The organism is Cyanobium sp. Cruz-8D1 (assembly GCF_024345975.1).
GTDB lineage: Bacteria > Cyanobacteriota > Cyanobacteriia > PCC-6307 > Cyanobiaceae > Cyanobium.
In genome coordinates this window covers 14,624-36,966 of sequence record NZ_JAGQCD010000016.1, presented here as the reverse complement: position 1 = coordinate 36,966, position 22,343 = coordinate 14,624, and the positions used below count along the sequence as shown (strand labels likewise).

At 68.4% G+C, this 22,343-nt stretch carries 21 protein-coding genes; 12 read left to right on the top strand and 9 right to left on the bottom strand.

All coding sequences use genetic code 11. The annotated features are described in order from the left end of the window. Window positions 1-30: 30 nt before the first annotated feature. The 3 genes from KBZ33_RS11200 to KBZ33_RS11190 form a co-directional block, all read right to left on the bottom strand. On the bottom strand, window positions 31-2,049 hold the full coding sequence (locus KBZ33_RS11200) for a ribonuclease J (protein WP_254953081.1): 2,019 nt from the start codon (window positions 2,047-2,049) through the stop codon (window positions 31-33). 74 nt (window positions 2,050-2,123) lie between these two features. Then, window positions 2,124-3,053, bottom strand: a complete 930-nt coding sequence (gene dapA, locus KBZ33_RS11195; protein ID WP_254953083.1) for a 4-hydroxy-tetrahydrodipicolinate synthase — start codon at window positions 3,051-3,053, stop codon at window positions 2,124-2,126. Further along, window positions 3,050-4,132: an aspartate-semialdehyde dehydrogenase gene (locus KBZ33_RS11190; protein ID WP_254953086.1), complete on the bottom strand. Its 1,083-nt coding sequence runs from the start codon at window positions 4,130-4,132 to the stop codon at window positions 3,050-3,052. Before KBZ33_RS11190 ends, dapA begins: the two co-directional genes overlap by 4 nt. A 205-nt stretch (window positions 4,133-4,337) precedes the next feature. Here KBZ33_RS11190 and tig point away from each other — a divergent pair, with 205 nt between their 5' ends. The 5 genes from tig (at window position 4,338) to KBZ33_RS11165 (ending at window position 10,698) form a co-directional block, all read left to right on the top strand. Further along, window positions 4,338-5,828, top strand: coding sequence for a trigger factor (gene tig / locus KBZ33_RS11185; RefSeq protein ID WP_254953087.1), 1,491 nt, complete (start codon window positions 4,338-4,340; stop codon window positions 5,826-5,828). A gap of 156 nt (window positions 5,829-5,984) precedes the next feature. Next, window positions 5,985-6,611: an ATP-dependent Clp endopeptidase proteolytic subunit ClpP gene (clpP, locus tag KBZ33_RS11180; protein WP_254953143.1), complete on the top strand. Its 627-nt coding sequence runs from the start codon at window positions 5,985-5,987 to the stop codon at window positions 6,609-6,611. A 62-nt stretch (window positions 6,612-6,673) separates the two neighbouring features. Continuing rightward, a complete protein-coding gene (clpX, locus tag KBZ33_RS11175) occupies window positions 6,674-8,047 on the top strand; it encodes an ATP-dependent protease ATP-binding subunit ClpX (RefSeq protein WP_254953089.1) in 1,374 nt (457 codons plus the stop codon). An 86-nt stretch (window positions 8,048-8,133) separates the two neighbouring features. After that, the gene (locus tag KBZ33_RS11170; protein ID WP_254953090.1) at window positions 8,134-8,868 is read left to right on the top strand and encodes a lecithin retinol acyltransferase family protein; all 735 of its coding nucleotides are present in this window, start codon (window positions 8,134-8,136) and stop codon (window positions 8,866-8,868) included. A gap of 27 nt (window positions 8,869-8,895) precedes the next feature. Then, on the top strand, window positions 8,896-10,698 hold the full coding sequence (locus KBZ33_RS11165; protein WP_254953091.1) for a DNA polymerase III subunit gamma/tau: 1,803 nt from the start codon (window positions 8,896-8,898) through the stop codon (window positions 10,696-10,698). Between the two features lie 41 nt (window positions 10,699-10,739). On the opposite strand, the gene KBZ33_RS11160 is transcribed toward KBZ33_RS11165, so the two are convergent. Genes KBZ33_RS11160 through KBZ33_RS11150 form a run of 3 tightly spaced genes read right to left on the bottom strand, consistent with a single transcriptional unit; the run spans window position 10,740 to window position 14,773 of the window. Then, window positions 10,740-11,774 carry a glycosyltransferase family A protein gene (locus KBZ33_RS11160; protein WP_254953092.1) on the bottom strand — a complete coding sequence of 345 codons (1,035 nt, stop codon included), beginning with the start codon at window positions 11,772-11,774 and terminating at the stop codon, window positions 10,740-10,742. Continuing rightward, on the bottom strand, window positions 11,740-13,143 hold the full coding sequence (locus KBZ33_RS11155; RefSeq protein ID WP_254953093.1) for a glycosyltransferase family 2 protein: 1,404 nt from the start codon (window positions 13,141-13,143) through the stop codon (window positions 11,740-11,742). Before KBZ33_RS11155 ends, KBZ33_RS11160 begins: the two co-directional genes overlap by 35 nt. A gap of 25 nt (window positions 13,144-13,168) precedes the next feature. Then, the gene (locus tag KBZ33_RS11150; protein WP_254953144.1) at window positions 13,169-14,773 is read right to left on the bottom strand and encodes a SpoIID/LytB domain-containing protein; all 1,605 of its coding nucleotides are present in this window, start codon (window positions 14,771-14,773) and stop codon (window positions 13,169-13,171) included. 70 nt (window positions 14,774-14,843) lie between these two features. Here KBZ33_RS11150 and rpmI point away from each other — a divergent pair, with 70 nt between their 5' ends. From rpmI to KBZ33_RS11135, 3 genes are all read left to right on the top strand, one after another. Further along, the gene (gene rpmI, locus KBZ33_RS11145) at window positions 14,844-15,044 is read left to right on the top strand and encodes a 50S ribosomal protein L35 (RefSeq protein WP_015109851.1); all 201 of its coding nucleotides are present in this window, start codon (window positions 14,844-14,846) and stop codon (window positions 15,042-15,044) included. Window positions 15,045-15,106: 62 nt separating this feature from the next. Beyond that, the gene (gene rplT, locus KBZ33_RS11140; RefSeq protein ID WP_254953094.1) at window positions 15,107-15,454 is read left to right on the top strand and encodes a 50S ribosomal protein L20; all 348 of its coding nucleotides are present in this window, start codon (window positions 15,107-15,109) and stop codon (window positions 15,452-15,454) included. A gap of 37 nt (window positions 15,455-15,491) precedes the next feature. Further along, window positions 15,492-16,049: a tetratricopeptide repeat protein gene (locus KBZ33_RS11135; protein WP_254953095.1), complete on the top strand. Its 558-nt coding sequence runs from the start codon at window positions 15,492-15,494 to the stop codon at window positions 16,047-16,049. 33 nt (window positions 16,050-16,082) lie between these two features. On the opposite strand, the gene KBZ33_RS11130 is transcribed toward KBZ33_RS11135, so the two are convergent. Beyond that, complete coding sequence (locus tag KBZ33_RS11130) at window positions 16,083-16,655, bottom strand: hypothetical protein (RefSeq protein ID WP_254953096.1); 573 nt, start codon at window positions 16,653-16,655, stop codon at window positions 16,083-16,085. Between the two features lie 75 nt (window positions 16,656-16,730). Between KBZ33_RS11130 and KBZ33_RS11125 the strand changes: the two genes are divergently transcribed. From KBZ33_RS11125 to KBZ33_RS11110, 4 genes are all read left to right on the top strand, one after another. Next, window positions 16,731-17,543, top strand: a complete 813-nt coding sequence (locus KBZ33_RS11125; protein ID WP_396108391.1) for a thiazole synthase — start codon at window positions 16,731-16,733, stop codon at window positions 17,541-17,543. Window positions 17,544-17,601: 58 nt separating this feature from the next. Beyond that, window positions 17,602-17,766 carry a photosystem II assembly protein Psb34 gene (psb34, locus tag KBZ33_RS11120; protein ID WP_254953099.1) on the top strand — a complete coding sequence of 55 codons (165 nt, stop codon included), beginning with the start codon at window positions 17,602-17,604 and terminating at the stop codon, window positions 17,764-17,766. Window positions 17,767-17,834: 68 nt separating this feature from the next. Then, on the top strand, window positions 17,835-19,031 hold the full coding sequence (locus KBZ33_RS11115; protein ID WP_254953101.1) for an NAD-dependent epimerase/dehydratase family protein: 1,197 nt from the start codon (window positions 17,835-17,837) through the stop codon (window positions 19,029-19,031). A 10-nt stretch (window positions 19,032-19,041) separates the two neighbouring features. Further along, window positions 19,042-20,160 carry a glycosyltransferase family 1 protein gene (locus KBZ33_RS11110; protein ID WP_254953102.1) on the top strand — a complete coding sequence of 373 codons (1,119 nt, stop codon included), beginning with the start codon at window positions 19,042-19,044 and terminating at the stop codon, window positions 20,158-20,160. On the opposite strand, the gene mrdA is transcribed toward KBZ33_RS11110, so the two are convergent. Then, window positions 20,147-21,928, bottom strand: a complete 1,782-nt coding sequence (gene mrdA / locus KBZ33_RS11105; protein WP_254953103.1) for a penicillin-binding protein 2 — start codon at window positions 21,926-21,928, stop codon at window positions 20,147-20,149. The genes KBZ33_RS11110 and mrdA overlap by 14 nt on opposite strands. Then, window positions 21,928-22,338 (bottom strand): hypothetical protein, encoded by a 411-nt coding sequence (locus KBZ33_RS11100; protein WP_254953105.1) that lies wholly within the window; start codon window positions 22,336-22,338, stop codon window positions 21,928-21,930. The genes mrdA and KBZ33_RS11100 overlap by 1 nt, the downstream gene beginning before the upstream one ends. Window positions 22,339-22,343: the final 5 nt, after the last annotated feature.

Genomic DNA, 22,343 nt, shown 5'->3' with positions numbered 1-22,343 from the left:
GCCGAGGCCCCAGCCGAGGCGATCGGCGGATCAGCCGGCAGGGGCTGCGGAGCGGCGGCGGCGGACGCGACCGGTGGGTTCCGGCTCCTCAGGAGGGGCCTTGGTAACAACAACCGCGGCGGCGGCTGGCGCCGGGGCCGCCATGGTGGCCGCCGGCGCCGCAGCAGCGGCCGTCACCAGCTGGCGCTGGGGCACGGCGGCAGGAGCCTGGCGCGCGCCCCCCTCCCGACGGCCGCCGCGGGGCGCCGGACGGGTGTCGGGCTCGGCATCGGCCCGGCCCTTGTAGGCCGGCGTGCCGGCAGGGGCGGGCTGCACCAGGCAGATGATCAGCGGGTCCACCTGCAGTTCGCGGCGCAGGCGGCGCTGCAGGCCCACCTCCACCTCCCGTTGCACGCCCACCCAATCCACATCCGGAGCCTTGCCACCGGTGTTGCGGGCGAGCTGGTTCCAGCGGTTCTCCAGCACCCAGGTGATCTCCCTTTCGGCCCAGACCGAGAGCTTGCGGGCATCGGCGGCGGTGACCACACCGCGCAGATTGACCCGGGGCGGCGCCGCCATCACGCCGTCGGTGGTGATCACCGCCAGCAGGGTGATCACACCGTCCTCGGCCAGCTGCTGGCGTTCCTTGAGCACCCGGGCATCAACGATGCCGTTTCGGGAGGCGTCGAGCAGTTCGATGCCGGCCTTGACCGGTTCGCCCTTGTGGATGGTGTCGGGGGTGAGCTCCACCACGTCACCGTTGTCGATGATCAGGATGTGGTCAGCCGGCACCCCCATCGACTGGGCCGTCTTGGAATGGCAGACGAGCATGCGGTGCTCACCATGCACGGGCACGAAGAATTTCGGCTTGGCCAGCGCCAGCATCAGCTTGTGGTCTTCCTGGCAGCCGTGGCCGGAGACATGGATGCCCTCGCCTTTGCCGTAGACGACCTTGGCGCCCATCATCATGAGGCGGTCGATGGTGTTCACCACCGAGATGGTGTTACCGGGGATCGGGCTGGCCGAAAAGATGATCGTGTCAGTGGACTTCACCTGCACCTGGGGGTGCTCGCCGCGGGAGATGCGGCTGAGGGCCGCCAGCGGTTCGCCCTGGCTGCCGGTCATCAGCAACAGGGTTTCGCGGTCGGGCAGGTCACGGATCTGCTTGATGGGCACGAACAGTTCATCGGGGGCACGCATGTAGCCGAGCTCCCGGGCCTTGGCGATCACGTTGAGCATCGAGCGGCCCAGCAGACCCACCTTGCGCCCGTTCTTCATCGCAAGCTCCAGGATCATCGAAACGCGATGAATCGAGCTGGCGAAAGTGGTGATGATGACCCGGCCTTCCGCCTGGCTGATGTGGCGATCCAAGTTGGGGAACACGGACCGCTCCGGCGGTGTGAAGCCAGGGATCTCGGCGTTGGTGGAATCGCTGAACAGGCACAGCACACCCTGCTCGCCGTAATGGGCCAAGCGCTGGATATCGAAGGTCTCGCCGTCGACAGGGGTGTGGTCGAACTTGAAGTCACCGGTGAAGATGATCACACCGGCGGGCGTGGTGATGGCCAGCGTGAAGCTGTCGGCCATCGAGTGGGTGTTGCGGATGAACTCCACCTTGAAGTGCTGGCCGACGTGCACCACATCCCGCGGGCCCACCGTCTGGATCGTGGTGCGGTCGGTGACGCCCGCCTCCTCCATCTTCCCCTGCAGCATCGACATCGCCAGCCGGGGGCCGTAGATGATGGGGATGTTGAAGTTCTTGAGATGGTGGGGAATGCCGCCGATGTGATCTTCGTGGCCATGGGTGACCACCATGCCGCGGATGCGCTTCTGGTTCTCGCGCAGATAGCTGGTGTCGGGCATCACCACGTTGACACCATGCATGCCATCGCTGGGGAAAGCGAGGCCGGCATCGACGAGCATCAGCTCATCGCCGTATTCGAAGACGCAGGTGTTCTTGCCGATCTCATGCAGGCCGCCCAGGGGAATGACGCGCAGACCCTCGTGCTTGGGCTTGGTTCCGTTGCCGTTGCCGGAGCGGATAATGGGATTGACGTTTGGATTGGACATGTAAGGAAGGAACTGGGGTAGTGGAAAGGAACGGGAAGCGGGAGCGGATGTGACTCTGGAAATCAGCCTTGGCGTCAGGTAGGACGCAGGGCGGCCAGGATCGAGGAAAGGCGCTGTCGCACGTCGGTATCGGCGGAAAGAAGGGGAAGTCGGGGGGCACCCACCGGCCAGCCGCTGATCTCAAGGGCGGCTTTGACGGGGATGGGGTTGGTGGTGCAGAAGAGGGCCCGGCACAGGGGCAGCAACTGCTGGTGCGCGTCGAGGGCGGCGGCAACGTCGCCGCTCAGGTGGGCCAGGAGCATGGCCCGGATCCTGGGGCCGACCAGGTGGCTGGCCACGCTCACCACACCCACGGCGCCCACGGCCAGCATCGGCAGGGTGAGGGCGTCATCACCGCTGTAGATCGCCAGGCGATCGCCGCAGAGCTCCCGCAGCCGGCTGACCTCCTCGGTGCTGCCGCTGGCGGCCTTGAAAGCCACCACATTGGCCTGATCCAGCAGGCGGGCGGTGGTGTCCGGCGCCAGGCTGCAGCCGGTGCGGCCGGGGATGTTGTAGAGCATCAGCGGCAACTCCGGTGCGGCCTGGGCCACGGCCCGGAAATGGGCTTCCAGGCCCTCCTGGGGAGGCTTGTTGTAATAGGGCACCACCACCAGGGCGCCATCAGCACCGAGGGCGGCCGCCTCGCCGGTGGCTTCCACTGCCTCGGCGGTGCAGTTGCTGCCGCTGCCCGCCAGCAGGCTGGCGCGGCTCCCCACCGCCCCCTTCACGGCGGCGAACAGCTCATGCTGCTCCTGCCAGCTGAGGGTGGGAGATTCCCCTGTGGTGCCGCACAGCACCAGCCCATCGGATCCATGGCCGACCAGGTGATCCGCCAGCCGTGCCGCCAGGTCGAGATCGACGGCACCGTCCTGCCGGAACGGGGTCACCATGGCGGTGAGCACCCGGCCGAAGGGGGCCTCGGGCGACGGGGCTGTGCTCGGCGCCTGCAGGGTGGCCGTACTCAAGCGCCACCTCCCGAGCCCGCCGCTGCCACAGGGGGTTGACGCAGCAGTTCGGCGATCTGGATGGCATTGAGGGCCGCGCCCTTGCGGATCTGGTCGCCGCAGAGCCACAGCTCCAGGGCCCGGGGATCGCTGAGGTCCTGGCGGATGCGGCCCACGGCCACCGCGTCCCGGCCGGTGACGTCGGTGGGCATGGGGAAGCGGTTGGTCTCGAAGTTCTCGATCAGCTCCACGCCGGGGGCGGCCGCCAGCAGGGCGCGGGCCTCGTCCACGGGAAAGGGCTCCTCAAATTCAATGTTGACGGCTTCGGAATGGGCCCGCAGGACCGGCACCCGCACGCAGGTCGCCGTCAGACGCAGCTGCGGCAGTCCCATGATCTTGCGGGTTTCGTGGAGCATCTTGAGCTCCTCCTCGCAGTAGCCGCTGGGCTCCAGGGGCGAGTTGTGCAGGAAGAGGTTGAAGGCCAGCGAATGGGGCAGCACGGCGCTCACCGGCTCGCCGCCATCGAGCACGGTGCGGCTCAGCTGGCGCAGTTCCTCCATGGCCCGGGCGCCGGCCCCGCTGGCCGACTGGTAGGTGCTGAGCACCACCCGGCGAATCGGGCGCCGGGCCGCCAGCGGCGCCAGGGCCAGGGTCAGCAGGATCGTGGTGCAGTTGGGATTGGCGATGATCCCGCTGTGGGCGAAGGCGGCCTGGGGATTCACCTCCGGCACCACCAGGGGCACGGCCGGATCCATGCGGAAGGCGCTGGAGTTGTCGATCACCACGGCGCCGGCCGCCACCGCGACCGGGGCCCACTGCCTGGAGACCGAACCACCGGCCGAGGCCAACACCAGATCGACGCCCTCAAAGGCCCCGGGGCCGACCGGCTGCACCCGGATCCGCTCGCCCTGCCAGTCCAGTTCCTGACCGGCGGAGCGGGGGGACGCCAGCGGCACCAGTTCGGCCACCGGAAAGCCGCGTTCCTGCAGCAGGGCCAGGAGTTCCTGGCCCACGGCACCCGTGGCGCCGAGGATGGCGATGCGCAACGGCCTTGAAGGCAGCTGGCGCGGAGGGGAGGTCAGGGTCGCTGAGACGGTCAACGGGGAGAAAGGAACAGGTGGCTGGACAGGGGTCAGAAAAGAGACTGCGGAAACGGGACCCTGAAACAAAACCGCCGACCTGGGGCCGGAAAGAAGTGTTCAGTTGGGGATATGGGCGCGCCGTTGCGTCAATTGCACAATACGTGGCAGGGGCCCAAAACGGTCAGTTTCTAGGATGGGGTGCTGCCCCGAGCGAACCCGTTTCATGAGTCCTGCCGCCAGCACCGAAACCAACCTCCGGGTGACCACCTCCCCGCGTCCCGGAAGCCGCCTGGCCGTGGAGGTCGCCGTGCCCGCGGGGCGCAGCCAGAAGAGCTACGACGCTGCCCTGGAGAAACTGAGCCGCAGCGTGAAACTGCCTGGTTTCCGCAAGGGACGGGTACCGCGGCCAGTGCTGCTGCAGCAGATCGGACCGCTGCGGATCCGCGCCACCGCGCTGGAAGACCTGGTGGAGGCGGTTGTGCGGGAAGCGATGCAGCAGGAGGCCATTGAGGCCATCGGCCGGCCCGAACTCAACGAAGCCTTCGAACTGGTCCTGCAGCGCTTCACCCCGGGCGAGGAGCTCACCATCACCCTGGAGATGGACGTGGAGCCCATTCCCAGCTTGCGCAGCACGAAGGGCTTCACCGCGGAAGCCGAACCGGTGCCCTTCGACCCCGCCCGTGTCGACGAGCTGATCGAACAGTCGCGCCGCCAGCTGGCCACCCTGGTGCCGGTGGAGGACCGGGCCGCTGCCGGCGCTGACGTGGCCCAGATCGCCTTCAGCGGCACTTTCGTCGACAACGGCGAGGCCATCGAAGGTGGCAGCAGCGAGGGGATGGAAGTGGAGCTGGAGGAGGGACGCATGATCCCCGGTTTCGTGGCCGGCATCGTCGGCATGGCCGTCGGGGACAGCCGCGACGTGACCTGCCGCTTCCCCGACAGCTACCCCCAGGAGCAGGCGGCAGGCCGCGACGCCCTGTTCGCGATCACCCTGCTGGAACTCAAGACCCGGGAGCTCCCCGCCCTCGACGATGCCTTCGCCCAGCAGGCCAGCGACAAGCCGACCCTGGCCGAACTCCGCGCCGACCTGGAGCAGCGCCTGCGGGAGGACGCCGAACGCCGCCATCGGACCAACCGCCATGAAGCCCTGCTCACAGTGCTGGTGGAGCAGCTGGAGGTGGAGCTGCCCGAGACCCTCATCCAGCAGGAGGTGCGCAACCTGATCGAGCAGACGGCCGGTCAGATCTCCCAGCAGGGCATGGATGTCAAAAAGCTGTTCACCCCCGATCTGGTGCGCAGCCTGATGGACACCTCCCGGCCTGAGGCCGAGCAGCGGCTGCGGCGCACCCTGGCGCTCAAGGCGCTGGCCGCCGCCGAGAAGATCGAGGTGGCCGCCGCCGACCTGGAGGCCAAGCTGATCGAGATCCGCCAGGGCCTGAGCGACAGCGCCTCGATCGACCAGGAGCGGCTGCGGCTGGCCGTGGCCGAGGACCTGCTGAAGGAGAAGTTGCTGGAGTGGCTGGAGGCCAACAGCACGATCACCGACAAAGCCCCGGCGGCCGAAGAGGCGTCGGAAGCAGCCGGCGCGGAGGAGCCCGCCACCGAGGAGCCCCCCAAAGCGGCGAAGACGGCGACGAAGGGGGTGGCAAAACCGAAGCAGGGAGCCGCCGGTGCCGGGGGCAGCAAGGCTCAAGAGGAAGGCGCCCAGCCATAGATTGAGGCCACTCCCCCCGTCCGCCAGCGAATCCGCGTGATCGACGCCCCCTCGCCCCTGATCCCCGACTGGCTGCCTGCCGCCCTGGCCGGCCCGTCGGGGACACGGCCCCATCCCGTGAGCAACCTCTGGCAGGGACCCCTGCCATGGAACGGCATGGCGACGCCTGGCCCCACAGCCGCTCCGGGGATTCTGCCCACGGTGGTGGAGCAGTCCGGCCGCGGCGACCGGGCCTTCGACATCTATTCGCGGCTTCTCCGCGAGCGCATCATCTTTCTCGGCACCGGCATCGATGACCAGGTGGCCGATTCCCTGGTGGCCCAGCTGCTGTTCCTCGAAGCCGAGGATCCCGAGAAGGACATTCAGATCTACATCAACTCACCGGGCGGTTCGGTGACCTCCGGCCTGGCCATCTACGACACCATGCAGCAGGTGGCGCCGGATGTGGTGACCATCTGTTATGGCCTGGCCGCCAGCATGGGGGCCTTCCTGCTCACCGGCGGGGCCCCTGGCAAACGCATGGCCCTGCCCAATGCCCGGATCATGATCCACCAGCCCCTCGGGGGCGCCCAGGGCCAGGCCGTCGACATCGAGATCCAGGCCCGCGAGATCCTGTTCCTGAAGGACACGCTCAACGGGCTGATGGCCGAGCACACCGGTCAGCCGCTCGACAAGATCGCTGAAGATACCGACCGGGACTACTTCCTTTCCCCAGCGGAGGCGGTTGAATACGGACTCATCGACCGGGTGGTCGATGACGCCCCAGCCCCTGCCGTCCCCTAGGGCGTCGCCCCTCCACCGCCTCCTCCTGGGCGGCCAACGCCGCTCCCGCCGCCTCCTCGCCGATGGCCAAGTTCGACGCCCATCTGAAGTGCTCCTTCTGCGGCAAGTCCCAGGAACAGGTGCGCAAACTGATCGCCGGGCCTGGCGTCTACATCTGCGATGAGTGCATTGATCTCTGCAACGAGATCCTCGATGAGGAACTCGTCGAGCACCACGGCCATGGCCCCCCGGGCCGGCCCGTGGCCGATGGCAGCCGCAAGGCCCCGGCGAAGAAATCGGCCAAGCCCGCCCCCACTCTCGCCACCATCCCCAGGCCCCAGGAGATCAAGACCTTCCTCGACCAGCAGGTCGTGGGTCAGGAGGAGGCCAAAAAGGTGCTCGCCGTAGCCGTCTACAACCACTACAAGCGCCTGGCCTGGCAGGGGGACGGCAAGGGCGAGACGGACCAGACCGCCACCCGCCTGCACAAATCGAACATCCTGCTGATCGGGCCCACCGGCTGCGGCAAAACCCTCCTGGCCCAGTCCCTGGCGGAGATGCTCGATGTGCCCTTCGCCGTGGCCGATGCCACCACCCTGACCGAAGCGGGCTACGTGGGCGAGGACGTCGAGAACATCCTGTTGCGCCTGCTCCAGAAGGCGGATCTGGATGTCGAACAGGCCCAGCGGGGCATCATCTACATCGACGAGATCGACAAGATCGCCCGCAAGAGCGAAAACCCCTCGATCACCCGCGACGTGTCCGGTGAGGGGGTGCAGCAGGCCCTGCTCAAGATGCTGGAGGGCACCGTCGCCAACGTGCCCCCCCAGGGGGGGCGCAAGCACCCCTACCAGGACTGCATCCAGATCGACACCAGCCAGGTGCTGTTCATCTGTGGCGGCGCCTTTGTGGGACTGGACGACCTGGTCCAGAAGCGGATGGGCCGCAACGCGATCGGCTTCCTGCCCACCGATGGCCGCAGCCGCGTGCGCACCGGCAAGGACAAGCAGTCCAGCGACGTGATGCGCCACCTCGAACCGGAGGATCTGGTGCGCTACGGCCTGATTCCGGAGTTCATCGGCCGCTTGCCGGTGAGCGCGGTGCTCGAACCCCTCGACACCAGCGCCCTGGAGGCGATCCTCACCGAACCGCGGGACGCCCTGGTCAAACAGTTTCAGACCCTGCTCAGTATGGACAACGTGCGGCTCGAGTTCGAGCAGGGCGCTGTCGAGGCCATCGCCGCCGAAGCCCATCGTCGCAAGACCGGCGCCCGGGCCCTGCGGGGCATCGTCGAGGAATTGATGCTCGACGTCATGTACGACCTGCCCTCCCGCCGCGATGTGCAGACCTTCACCATCACCCGCGAGCTGGTGGAGCAACGCAGCAAGGCCAAGGTGCTGCCGATCAGTGCCGCCGCCGACCTCGACGGCCACCGGGGCGAACAGGCGACGGCCTGAGGACACCGAGCGGCCATCCGTACCCGGGCCCAACCCATGGGGCCACCGCGGCAGCGCGAAGCTGAAGAGTCCGTCGTTGCCGCGCCTTGGCCGCCGCCGATCACCTGCAGGCCCCTCGCCAGCACGGCCTGTTCTTGCACCACGGCATTGACCTGGGGGACGGCACCGTGGCGCATTACCTGGAGGGCCGGGAGATCCTGCGCAGTCCTTTGCAGGATTTCAGCCGCGGTGAACCCATCACCGCCGTGACCTATCCCGAAGGGGAGTGTTCGCCGGTGGGGGTCACCCTGCGCCGGGCCATGGGCCGCATCGGCGAGCAGCGCTACAACCTGCTGTTCAACAACTGCGAGCACTTCGCCCACTGGTGCAAGACCGGCCGGCACCGCAGCGCCCAGGTGGAGGACTGGTTGCACACCGGCAGCCTCGGGGCCCTGGCCCTGGGCCAGTTCGTGCCGGCCGCCGTGCTCACCGGGGCCCGGGTGCTGCTGCGCCAGGGCCAGTCCCTCGCTGAGACCCTGGCCACAGGGCTGGACCCCGAGCAACTGGCCCGGGGCCGGGAACTGGCCAGGCTCAGCCTGGAGCAGCTCGATGGCCTGCGGCTGTGGCTGCAGGCACGCCTGGAGGAGGAGCTGGCCCGGGCCGAGCGGCGCTGGGGCGAAGGCACCGGGGCGATCTCGACGGGCTCCGAGGGCTTTGAGCAACTGCGCCTGGCCGGGCAGCGCCTGGCCGACCAGCTGGCGGCGGTGGAGGAGATGGAAGAGCGGCTGCAGCGCCTGCTGGAGCCCGCGGGCCCTGATCCAGCCGACGGCGGCCCGCCTTAGGCTCCTGATCCGGTCAGGGCAGGGTGCATGGTCCAGGCCTACGAGCCCCTTCATCACAAGTACCGGCCCCAGCGTTTCGACCAGCTGGTGGGCCAGAAGGCTGTCGCCGACACCCTCAGCCAGGCCCTGCTCCAGAACCGCATCGCCCCGGCCTATCTATTCAGTGGCCCGCGGGGCACCGGCAAGACCTCGAGCGCCCGGATCCTGGCCCGTTCGCTCAACTGCCTGGCCAGCCCAGCCCCAACGCCGCAGCCCTGCGGACGCTGCCAGCTGTGCACCGACATCGCCGCCGGCAATGCCCTTGATGTGATCGAGATCGATGCCGCCTCCAACACCGGCGTCGACAACATCCGCGAGCTGATCGAACGCTCTCGCTTCGCTCCGGTGCAGGCCCGCTGGAAGGTCTACGTGGTGGACGAGTGCCACATGCTCTCCACCGCCGCCTTCAACGCCCTGCTCAAGACCCTGGAGGAACCGCCGCCGCGGGTGGTTTTCGTGCTCGCCACCACCGATCCCCAGCGGGTGCTGCCCACCATTCTGAGCCGCTGCCAGCGCTTCGATTTCCGTCGTATCCCCCTGGAGGCCCTGGAGGGTCACCTGCACTGGATCGCCGCCGAAGAGTCCATCGGCATCACCCCGGAGGCCCTGCACCTGGTGGCCCAGCGCTCCCAGGGGGGTCTGCGGGACGCTGAAAGCCTGCTCGACCAGCTGAGCCTGCTGCCGGCGCCGATCGCCGCCGCCGCGGTCTGGGACCTGCTGGGGGCGGTGCCGGATCAGGAGCTGCTGCGGCTGGCCATCGCCATGGCCGCAGCCGATCCCCTGCAGGTGGTGGAGGGCTGCCGCGAACTGCTGGATCGGGGGCGGGAACCTGCCGCCGTGCTCCAGGGCCTGGTCAGCCTGCTGCGCGACCTGCTGCTGGCGGGGGTGGCGCCGGACCGGCTGGAGCTCACCAGCGTGTCCCCGGAGCTGCGAGCGAAGCTGCCCGAGGTGGCGCGCCGGATCGGCAAGGCACGCCTGCTCGGGTGGCAGTCGCAGCTCAAGGGCAGCGAGCAGCAACTGCGCCACAGTGTTCAGCCGCGCCTGTGGCTGGAGGTGCTGCTGCTGGGGTTGCTGGCCGAGCCGGCCACCGTGGCCGCCGCACCAGCCGGCACGGGTCAGGCCTGCGCTGAGGTGCCGCGGCCTGTCCGCACCGTCGACCCCGTGCCAGCGACCTCAGCGATCGCCACCGCACCGATGGCTGCAGTGGACGTGGCGGCCCCCGAGCCGGAGCAGACCACGACCCAGAACCTGCCGGAACTGTGGCAACAGATTCTGGCCAGCCTGGAACTGCCTTCCACACGGATGCTCCTGTCCCAGCAGGCCCAGCTGCTGCGGCTTGACGAGCGTCGGGCGGTGGTGCGCGTGGCCGGCACCTGGATGGCCATGGTTCAGAGCCGCCTGCCCCTGCTGGAGAAAGCGGTGGCCAGTGCCCTGGGGAGCCCGCGGCAGCTGTCGCTGGAGGCCGGGGGGTCAGAAGGAACGCCACAGCCACTGCCGACGGTTCCAGTCCCCATGGACCGGCAAAAGCCCCCACCCTCCGATCAGAGGGGAGGCGAGCAGCCCGAGGGGAGCCTGCCCGGCCCTCGCCTTGAGACTGGCGGACTTCCAGCCGTCTCCATCACTCCCCGGGAGCAGGCCAGTGATCCTGTCTCCAAGGAAATCAAGCGAGACGTGACCAGGGCCGGACCGCCCTCTGGTGTCCATCCCCGCTCACCTTTGCACGAGAAGGCCCGCACCCTTGCAGACTTTTTCGGCGGTGAAGTGATTGAAGACTTCGAAGATGTCCCCTGATCCATGGACGTACGAATAGGGTCTCAAGTGGTGTGGAGAGGCTAGCGCCGAACCCGGAATTGGCGAAACACTTTTGCGCCTCCAAGGAGGATCCAGACGAGGAGGTTTTTGCGGATCTTCGGAGACTTTCCTGCCGCTCCGATCGGATCCCACAAGTACTCCACCATCAGCAGTCGAATCGTCTCAAAAAGAGAGCATAGAACGCGACAGGAATGGAGCGCCGATTCCGAACGGGTCAGTAAGACAATCTTGTACTCAAGCAATGCATAGAGATGCGGGAGCTTGCCCTTTTCTATCGACGCCGTCGAAGCACTACCGTGGACACGGTAGCCGACAAGTGGCTTGTCAAGATAAAGAAAAAGACCCTTCGCCGCAAGCAACGACCAACACAACCAGTCCTCATACTGAGCCAACTGAACATAGGCGAAGGGGATTTCCTTGAGCGATGAAGAGCGAACAAGGACCGAAGAGTTGCAGATGTTGTTTCTAATCAAGTAGTCATCCAGGGAGCGAAATTTATAGGGCCGGGCGGGATTTCGAGAGAAGCAAGACTCAAAGAATGCACTTCTACTCGCATCTCCCATAACGTAAACTCCTGTATGGCAGAGCACGACTCCAGGTCGATCATTCAATAGCTTGACCTGGACGTCAATCTTGTCCGGCGTAAAGACATCGTCGGCGTCAAGAAATGCCAGGTATCGCCCTTTGGAAGCACAGAGTCCAAGATACCTGGATGAGCTCACTCCCAAGTTGATTCGCCCTGGGTGAGAAAGAATTACCAGGGAAGGGAACTCGGCCTCACGCAGTCGAACCAGCTCTTCCCATGATCCATCCGTTGAGCCGTCATCAACAACAACCACCTCAACTGATAAGTCATGCGAGCACTGGACAGATCTGATCGCCTCTCCAACAAAGTCCTTTGCGTTAAAGTATGGAATGACGACGGAAACATCAACACCTGACATCAGAACCCTCTTGATGAATGTCGCCCCGACAGGAAAGCCATTCGATCTCAAGGTAAAAGGCGCCTCACCACTCTGCTCAACCAGCCTCGGAAACAAGCTCCGTCTGGCCATCAGGATCTTCGGATGCTCCCTCAAGCGGGTTGGGCTCCGCTTGCTCAGCGCCAAGGTGAAGCGTCTTCACCCAAACAAGGCGCTTGGGCAGCAGGGCCATCTTCAGCGTCACCCAGGGGATCACCACGAACCAGTGGACCAGGTAGAGGATGCCCAGGCCCGCGCTGAAGGGGTTCATCGCCGGCAGGGGCGGCCCCTCCGACGGCCTCCGGCAGCCCGTGGCGATCGCCAGGCCCGAGAGGGCCAGGGCCACGATCGAAAACGGCCACATGGTGGGGGCCGTGCGGGTGAGCACGGTGGCGAGCAGATCGGCACTGGCCACCACCGGCAGCACGTACTGGAGCAGAAAGAAGCAGGTGAGATCGAGCTTCTGGCTGAAACCAAGCCGGTTGGAGACCAGGCCGGGGCCGTAGTCGAAGAAGCGCTGCAGCCCGCCCTCGGCCCAGCGCTGGCGCTGGCGCCACAGGGCCGGCAGCGTCAGCACCGCCTCCTCCTGCACCGGGGGATCCCACAGCACGCCGATCGGCAGGCCCTCGAGCAGGAAGCGGAAGCTGAGGTCGAGGTCGTCGGTCACGGTGTCCTCGTTGAAGCCACCGACTTTCAGCAGCGCCTCCCGGGAGAGCAACTGGCCATTGCCCCGCAGTTCGGCCACCCCGCCGTTGGCCAGACGCCCCTCCTGAATCATGGCGTCGAAGGCCATCTCCATCGCCTGGGCGCTGGTGAGCAGGTTGGTCTGGGCATTGGCCACCGCCTTGCGCAGCTGCACCGCCGCCCAGCCACCGGCCTCGGCCCAGGGAACCAGGCGCTCAAGCACATCAGACTGCAGATCGGCATCGGCGTCGAGCACCAGCATCCAGCGGCCAGACAATTGCTGGAGCACCAGATTCAGGGCCCCTGACTTGCCGCCCCCCGCCTCCCTGGAGCGGCGCAACACCCGCAGGAAGGGGTGGCGCCCCTGGAGCTCGGCCAGCAGTTCAGGGGTGCGGTCGTCACTGCCGTCATCCACCACCCAGAGGGTCAGCTGGCCCTCGGGCCAGCGCAGGGCGGCGATGCGCTCCACCAGGCGGGCGATCACCGCCTGCTCGTCGCGCGCGGCCACCACCACGTCGACGGCTGACGGCGGCGCGGCCGACCCAACGGCAGAAAAAGAGAGGTCCGGCTGGGGCGTGTCGTTGCTGCCACGCCGGAAGGCCTGAAGCAGAACGGTGCGCAGGCTGTAGCCCCCCAGAAGGGTGGCCAGGGTGATCGCCGGCACCAGGCTGCGGCCGGGGGGCAGCCAGTGGGGGGCGATGCCGACCAGGCCACAGCAGGCGAGGAACAGGGCCGCCTTGGCACGGCGGCGATCGCTGTCACTGCCGCCGGCAGCCATGGTGGTCCTCATCCAGGTTGTGACTCTAAGGGGAATCGGCGCCGGCACCGAGGGGCTGCAACGTGGTGCCGGGGTAATAGTGCGCCAGGATCCGGCGCGTGCTCCAGCCGCGGCCGGCCAGATCGATCGCTCCCGCCTGGGAGAGACCGGCCCCATGGCCGAAGCCCCCGCCGACCAGCTGCCAGACCCCCGCTCCCGCCGGCTGCAGGGTGAACAGGGTGCTGGGCAAGGTGCGCAGGGTGCGGCGGATGGCATCCAGCCGCAACACGGTGCGGCCCTCCGTTCCCTGCACCTCCAGGGCCAGCACCCGGCCGCTGGGGCCGCGGGCCAGCACCTTCAGGGCCGTGGGCCGCCCCACCCCCCGCTCCGGCCCCAGGGCGGCGGCGATCTGGGCGGCCGTGAGCTGCCGCTGCCAGCGGAACACGGGATGGTCGGCCCCCCAGGCCGCCTGCCCGTCCCGCAGCAGCACCGGCAGGGCCGCCGCGGCCAGGGGCACGGGGAACCGGGCCTGGAAGGAGGCGGGCCCGTCGGGGAAGGCGTTCAGGTACGGGACCGGCGCACCGCTCCAGGCCTCCTGGAAGGCGGCGCTGACGCCTCCGTTGCTGGCGTGGTAAACGGCGTGGATGGGCCCATCGGCGCCGATCAGCACGGCCAGCCGGGTGGCGGCGATGGCCTGGCGTACGGCGGCGCCGGCGTGGCGGGGATCGCTGTACACCTGGCACTGGGTGTCGGCGCAGAGGTGGTAGCCGTCCACCACGAAGCGGTGCTGGTTGCGCACCGCCCAGGTGCGCGCCAGCACGGCCTGGGCCTCAAGGGCCGCCGCCGGCACCCCGGCACCGATCTCGTGGGGAACCACGCCCTCCAGATAGCGCTCCAGGGGCACCTGCTCCACCAGGCTCCAGCCTCCGTGCGCATCGGCCAGCAGCTGGAAAGGGCCGGTGTAGGCCCCCTGCTTCCAGAGCAGGCCCCCGGGGGCCTCGATCCTGATCGGGCCAACCAGGGGCACCACCCCCTGGGCCCGGCGCAGCTCCAACCCGACCCGCTCGGCGACCGTCCGCTCGAAGCCGGTCAGCCGCACGCCGTCGGGAAGCGAGGCGGGCTCGGGTGCCCCGGCCGGAGCCCACACCTCCCAGTCGCGGGGCCTGGCGATCGCGGCCTCCACCCCCGCGGCGCGCCAGAGCCCGGCCGCCTGCTCGGCGCTCTCGAAGCTGGCGAACGGTCCCAGCACGCGGCGCCGCAGTGGCGTGGGCTGGGCCAGGCCCTCGCGGCGCCAGTGCAGCACCAGCTCGGGGGACTGGAAGCGCTGCCCAGTGGCATCGATCAGGGTGAGCAAGCCGCTGTTACTGCGTAGCCGCAGGGGTTGGGCCGCCTTGGCCTCAGCCGGCACCGGACCCAGCCGTGCCGCCAGGGCCACCCACAGCACCGGGTTCGCCGCCGTCAACGGGGCCGGCCGGGCCACCGGCCAGTGCATCGGGGCGGAGGGCTCAGGGGCAGGCGCGTCCGGAGCGGTGGCGCCCGCGGTGGGGAGAGGTGGCGGGGCGAGCGGCCCCTGGTCGGCCCGGCAGCCGGCCGGGAACAGGAGCACCATCACCAGCAGCAGCCTGGGCAGAACAGGGGGACGCAGCGACATCGGCACGGCAGGGGTTGGAGGGGGGTACACCCGCGTCGTAGTGTGCTTCTTTGTGCCTGCGCCTACCGAGATGCCGAAGCTCAAGACCCGCAAAGCGGCCGCGAAGCGGTTCAAGGCCACCGGCACCGGCAAGTTCATGCGCCGGCGTGCCTTCCTCAACCACCTGCTCGACCACAAGAGCCCCAAGCGCAAGCGCTATCTGGGGACCATGGCTGTGGTTGACGATCGCGACCACGACAACGTGGCCCGGATGCTGCCCTACGCCGGCTGAGTCCGGTTGAGCTCCTTCAGGAGCTTCTGCTTTCCTGTTTTTCCACCCAGAGATCACCTCCCATGGCCCGCGTCAAGAGGGGCAACGTCGCCCGCAAACGCCGCAACAAGATCCTTCGCCTCGCCCGCGGCTTCCAGGGGGGCAACGGCAGCCTGTTCCGCACCGCCAACCAGCGGGTCATGAAGGCCCTCTGCAACGCCTACCGCGACCGTCGCCGCCGCAAGCGTGATTTCCGCCGGCTCTGGATCGCCCGGATCAACGCTGCGGCCCGCATGAACGGCCTCAGCTACAGCAAGCTGATCGGCGGCCTCAAGCGTGCCGACGTGCGCCTCAACCGCAAGATGCTGGCCCAGCTGGCCGTTGCTGATCCCTCCAGCTTCACCGCCGTGGCCACCGCGGCAGGCCACTGACGCCGTCCTCCCAGCTGCGACCACCCGGCCGGCCCCGATGAACGACCTGCTGCCCCAGGCCTACCTGCTGGGCCTGATCGCCTTGCTGGGCATCGCCGCCGTTGTGGTCGGGCGCCAGATCCTGCGGGTGCGGCGCGACGAGCTCGCCATGGCCCGGCTGGGGGGCAACGACAAGGCCAGCAGCCCCCCCAGGGATGCCACCACCCTCTATGAGCTGGCGTCGGTTCAGCTGCGCAAACGTCTGTACAGCGAGGCGCAGGTCAACCTCAAGCAGGCCCTGAAGCTGGCCGACGCCGAGAAGGCCCCCGCTGAGGCCCGGGCCCTGATGGAGAACGCCCTCGGTTTCACCTTGGCGGCCCAGACCAAGTACGCCGCGGCTGTCCGTCACTACCGGGCCGCGCTGCGGGCCAAGGCCGACTACCCGGTAGCGATCAACAATCTGGCTTTCGCCCTGGAGAAACAGGCCAAACCGGACGAAGCCCGCAGCCTCTACGAACAGGTGCTGCAGCTGGAGGCCTCCAACAAAACGGCCCGCAAGCGTCTCTCGATCCTGGAACGCCGCAGTGGCCAGGAGCCCGGCGGCAAGGCTTCCTGACGCCCTCCTGGCCATTTCACCGAGGGGCGCGCCTCACCAGAGGCCGCGCACCGGTGCAGGCTGACCCGACGGAGTGGTGGTGGCCGTTGTTTCCGGAATCAATTGCAGGCGCCCACCAGGGGTTGTGAGGCGCGGCGCCCGCCAGCCGCTCAGGGACAGACCCTGCACGCTCTGAAAGGCGCCACCGGGCTCCAGGGCGCCGCCGAGGGGATCCCCCAGCAGCAGCAGGTCGAGCTGGTCTGACTTGGCGTTGAGGTTCCCCTGCACGGGCGACTCGACCCCACCGATGGCCATCGCACCGCGCAGGTCGACCATCTGACCCATCGGTGTGGCCCCATCGATCCGCAGCTGGACAGGCACGGCCGGACCGCCGCTGAAGGACTGGTAGCGGCCGGTCCAGCGACGGGGCATCTGCTCAGCGATCAGGCGGGCCCGGGCGATCGGATCGAAGGTCTCGACCTCACCACCACGGTCACCGCCCTCCTGGTCGATCGCCTGCATCGAGGGCGGGGTGAAGGGCACGAACCCATCGGCGGCCAGGGGGCTGGCGGCAAGCACCGGGCTGACGGCAAGCAGCAGGGGCACAGCGGCCAGGGGCACCGGCATGGGATGGGTCTCGGAGGCAAAGGGCAGACTAATCGGGATGCGCCCATCCGCCGCCCGTCTCCGACCTTGACCGCCATCTCCCCCTCCCCCTCCCACGACGAGTTGGTGATCGCCGGCCGCCGCTTCCGCAGCCGTCTGATGACCGGCACCGGCAAGTACCCGAGCCTGGAGGCGATGCAGGCCAGCCTGGAGGCCAGCGGCTGCGAGATCGTCACGGTGGCGGTCCGAAGGGTCCAGAGCGGGGCCCCGGGCCACGGCGGCCTGATGGAAGCGATCGACTGGAGCCGGATCTGGATGTTGCCCAACACGGCCGGTTGCGCCACCGCCGAGGAGGCGGTGCGGGTGGCCCGGCTGGGCCGGGAGCTGGCGCGGCTGGCGGGCCAGGAGGACAACAACTTCGTCAAGTTGGAGGTGATCCCCGATTCCCGCCATCTGCTCCCCGATCCCTTCGGCACCCTTGAGGCCGCTGAACAGCTGGTCAAGGAGGGCTTCGTGGTGCTGCCCTACATCAACGCCGATCCCCTGCTGGCCAAGCGGCTGGAGGAGGCCGGCTGCGCCACGGTGATGCCGCTGGGCTCGCCGATCGGCTCGGGCCAGGGCATCCGCAACGCCGCCAACATTGCCCTGATCATCGAAAACGCCAGCGTCCCGGTGGTGGTGGATGCGGGCCTCGGGGTGCCCAGCGAAGCCGCCCAGGCGATGGAGATGGGCGCCGATGCCCTGCTGATCAACAGCGCCATCGCCCTGGCGGGGGATCCCCCGGCGATGGCGAGGGCCATGGCCCTGGCCACCGAAGCCGGTCGCACCGCCCTGCTGGCGGGCCGGCTGCCGCAGCGGGTCGACGCCAGGGCCAGTTCCCCACTGGAAGGGCGTGTGACGATCCATTGACGATCGGAGCGATCAAGGCAGCCCTCCATAGGGTTTGCCGCAACCCGATCCCCCAGCCATGCAGGTCACCGAAGAAGACGGCGGCAAGCTGAATGCCTTTGCCAAGGAGCCCCGCATGGTGCTCCAGGAGCAGGGAGAGCCCAACGGCGCCAACAGGATGCTGCTGATCGGCGGCCTCGTGCTGGTGACCGTGATGGTGGCGGTGGCCGCCGGCATCAGCTGAGGCTGGAGGGGCCTCTGAGGCCTGTAGTAGCTTGCCCGTCTGAGCAATTGCTCGTTCAGGAGTCTGGGGTGAAGGTTCTCGTTCTCGGCGGCGACGGCTTCTGTGGTTGGCCCTGTGCCGTGAACCTGGCCGAAGCCGGACATGACGTCGTCATCGTCGACAACCTCAGTCGACGAAAGATCGACATTGATCTGGGCGTCGAGTCGCTGACGCCGATCGCGACCATCCAGGACCGCCTGCGGGCCTGGGACCAGGTGGGTGGCCGCACGATGCGCTTTGTGCATCTCGACATCGCCGCGGAGTACGACCGGCTGCTGGCGCTGCTGCGCAGCGAGCGCCCCTCGGCCATCGTCCACTTCGCCGAGCAGCGGGCCGCCCCCTACTCGATGAAGAGCAGCGCCACCAAGCGCTACACCGTTGACAACAACGTCAACGGCACCCACAACCTGCTGGCGGCCATCGTCGACAGCGGCCTTGACGTCCACATCGTGCACCTCGGCACCATGGGCGTCTACGGCTACGGGTCCCACCGCGGTGCCACGATCCCAGAGGGCTACCTCACCGTGGAGGTGCCCCAGCCCGACGGCACCTGCTTCACCGAGAAGATCCTGCACCCCACGGATCCGGGCAGCATCTATCACATGACGAAGACCCTGGATCAGCTGCTGTTTTTCTACTACAACAAGAACGACGCGATCCGGGTGACCGACCTGCATCAGGGCATCGTCTGGGGCACCAACACCGACCTCACCGAGCGGGATCCGCGGCTCACCAACCGCTTCGACTACGACGGCGACTACGGCACCGTGCTGAACCGCTTCCTGATGCAGGCCGCGATCGGCTATCCCCTCACCGTCCATGGCACCGGCGGCCAGACGCGGGCCTTCATCCACATCCGCGATTCGGTGCGCTGCGTCCAGCTGGCCCTGGAGCACCCCCCCGAGCCCGGCGAGAAGGTGAAGATCTTCAACCAGATGACCGAGAGCCACCAGGTGGGCGAACTGGCCCGCAAGGTGGCCGCCCTCACCGACGCCGAGATCAACTACCTGCCCAACCCCCGCAAGGAGGCGATCGAGAACGATCTGATCGTCGACAACCGCTGCTTCATTGAGCTGGGCCTCAAGCCCACCACCCTCGATGACGGCCTCCTGGTTGAGGTGGTGGACGTGGCCCGCCGCTGGGCCGACCGCTGCGACCGCTCCAAGATCCCCTGCCTGTCAGCCTGGACCCAGCGCCAAGCCGAAGCGATCAAGGCCTTCGCCTGATCACCCGCCTGTGAAGATCGCCTTTTTCACCGAAACCTTCCTGCCGAAGGTCGATGGCATCGTCACGCGGCTCACCAAGACAGTGCAGCAGCTGGTGGCGGCCGGCGATGAGGTGCTGATCTTCTGCCCCGAAGGGGCCCCCGAGTCGTACATGGGGGCCCGGGTGGTGGGGGTACCGGCGATGCCCCTGCCGCTTTATCCCGAACTGAAGCTGGCCCTGCCGCGGCCGGCGGTCTCCGAGGCCCTGGATCGCTTCGCTCCCGATCTGGTCCACGTGGTGAACCCCGCCGTGCTCGGCCTGGGGGGCATCTGGCTGGCCCGCAGCCGTGGTCTGCCGCTGGTGGCCAGTTACCACACCCACCTGCCCAAGTACCTGGAGCATTACGGCATGGGGATGCTGGAGCCCCTGCTTTGGGAACTGCTCAAGGCCGCCCACAACCAGGCCCAGCTCAATCTCTGCACCTCCACCGCCATGGTGGAGGAGCTGGCCTCCAGGGGCATCCAGCACACGGCCCTGTGGCAGCGCGGCGTCGACACCGACCTGTTCCGCCCCGAACTGGCCTCCGCCGCCATGCGCCAGCGGCTCCACGGCAGCCACGACGACACCGGCCATCTGCTGCTCTACATCGGCCGGCTCTCGGCGGAAAAGCAGATCGACCGGATCCGGCCGGTGCTGGACGCCATGCCCCAGACCCGCCTGGCCCTGGTGGGAGACGGTCCCCACCGCCAGCAGCTGGAGCGCCATTTCGAAGGCACCGCCACCACCTTCGTGGGCTATCTGGCCGGTGAGGAGCTGGCCTCGGCCTATGCCAGTGGCGATGCCTTCCTGTTCCCGTCGAGCACCGAAACCCTCGGCCTGGTGCTGCTGGAGGCCATGGCCGCCGGTTGCCCGGTGGTGGGGGCCAACCGGGGCGGCATCCCCGACATCGTCAGTGACGGCGTCAACGGCTGCCTGTACGACCCCGATCAGCCCGCCAGCCTGCCGACGGCCGTCGAACGACTGCTCGGGGACCCGGCGGCCCGCCGCCAGCTGCGCCTGGCCGCCCGCGAGGAGGCCGAACGCTGGGGCTGGCCCAGCGCCACGGCCCAGCTTCAGGGCTACTACCGCCAGGTGCTCATCCCGGCTTGAGCGGCGCCGGCGGCTTCACCCCCCGGAACCAGACGCTCATCAGGGCCTTCACCATCGGTGCCGCCACCGTGCCGCCGTAACCACCGGAGTTCTCGCCGAAGGCCACGATCACCAGGGTGGGCTTGCCGGTGGCCGGGGCATAGCCACCGAACCAGGCGTGGTCGGGGCGGGGTGGATCCTCGGCGGTACCGGTCTTGCCGGCCACGGGCGGCAGGCTGGGGTCGTTGAGGATGGTGGCCGTGCCGGTGGTGACCGCCTGGCGCAGGCCGTCATGCAGCACCCGCAGGGTGGCCGGCTTCAGCCCCAGCCATTGGCGGGGATACTCGCGTTCCACCAGGTGGGGGGTCACCAGCCAGCCGCCGTTGGCCACCGCCGCGTAGAGCCGGGCCATCTGCAGCGGGGTGACGGTCACCGCGCCCTGGCCGATCGAAGAGGTGATCGTGTCGACCGGCGTCCAGGGTTCGCCGAGCACCTCCTTCTTCCAGGCCCGGTCCCCCAGCAGCCCGGGGGATTCCTCGGCGGCCAGCTCGCTGCCGGTGCGGCTGCCGAAGCCCAGGCGGCGGGCCGCCTTGAACATCTCTTCGGGGCCGACCATCAGCCCCACCTTGTAAAAAAAGCTGTTGCTGCTCACCCCAAGGGCGAAGGGGAAGCCGATGCTGCCGAAGGAGCCGTGGTCGGCATAACATTGGCCGTAGTAGCAGAAGGAGCCCACCGTCGGCACGGTGGATGTTTCATTGAGCTTGCCAGACTCGATGCCGGCGATCGTGGTGATGACCTTGAAGGTGCTGGCCGGCGGGAAGCCCTGGAAGGCCCGGTTCAGCATCGGCGCCTCCGGCCGGTTGAGGCTGTTCCACTGGGCCGTGGTGGGGCCGTCAGAAAAGATGTTGGGATTGAAGTTGGGCCGGCTGGCCATGGCCCGCACGGCACCGGTCTGGGGATCCATCGCCACGATCGCCCCCTTGCGCACCCCGTCGAGGGCCTTCTCCGCCGCCCGCTGCAGGTCGAGATCGAGAGTGAGGCGCAGATCCTTGCCGGCCTTGGCGGGCTTGTCCCCCAAGACGCGCTGCACCTGGCCCTCGGCATTGACCTCCAGCTGCTGGCCGCCCCACTCACCACGCAGGTGGGTTTCGTAGATCTTCTCCAGCCCGCTGCGGCCGATGCGATCGCTGATGCGGTAGCCGTGATCCCTGAGGGCGGCGTACTCCTCCTCGGTGATGCTGCTGGTGTAGCCCATCACATGGGCCCCCAGGCTGCCGTCGGGATAGGCCCGCAGCACGTCTTCGGACACCTCCGCCCCCTGCAGGGATCCGGCCTGCTCCCGGAAGCGCAGCACCTGCACCGGTGTCAGCGCGAGGGCCAGGGGGATCCGGAAGCCTTCGGCGTTGGCGCCGCTCTTGCGCTGGGCCTCGAGCCGGTCGGCGGGCAGAGCCAGCAGGGTGGCGAGCCGGTCGCGCAGCTCGGGCCAGCGGCGGTCGTCGACCTGAAGGGGCTGGAGGTAGAGGTTGTAGGTGAGGCGATTGGTGGCCAGCACCCGGCCCTTGCGGTCCAGCAGCCTCCCCCGCACGGGGTTGCGCGGCAACAGGCGGATCCGGTTCTCATCGGCCATGGCCCGGTTCTCGGCCCCATGCAGCAGCTGGAGCCAGGCGAGCCGGCCGAGGATGGCCGCCAGGATCAGCAGCATCACGGTGAACAGGAGGGCGGCCTGATGGCCTGTCCCGGTGTGGCGGGTGGTGGAGGGGCCGACCCCGCCGCCGGCAGCGCGCACCATCAGGCGAGCCGGCTCTGGAGCAGGGCCAACCGCGCCTCGATGCGCCCCAGGGCCGCCAGCAGTTCGGCCGGGTCCGCCGGGGTAGGCGTTGGTGGGGTCGCCCAGGAGGCCGGGCCCGCCTCGGGCCCGCTCACGACCTGAGCGTCCTCGGCGTCAACATCGCGCACCTCCACCTTCATCACCGGGTTGCCCAGGCCGGGTTGGAAGCGATCGAGATTCTCCCGCACCTCGCTGGCCGCCGGTTCGCCCTCCTGGCGCAACTGGCCGAGGGGATCGGCAGTGGTGCCGTCGAAGGCAGCGAGCACCTCGGCCGCACCCCCCTTGCGGGCCCGCTCCACCACCGCCAGCCCCACCGGCAGCACGTCCTGCATCAGGGCGAGACGCAGGGCATCAAGAGGATCGGCAGCCATGTCGT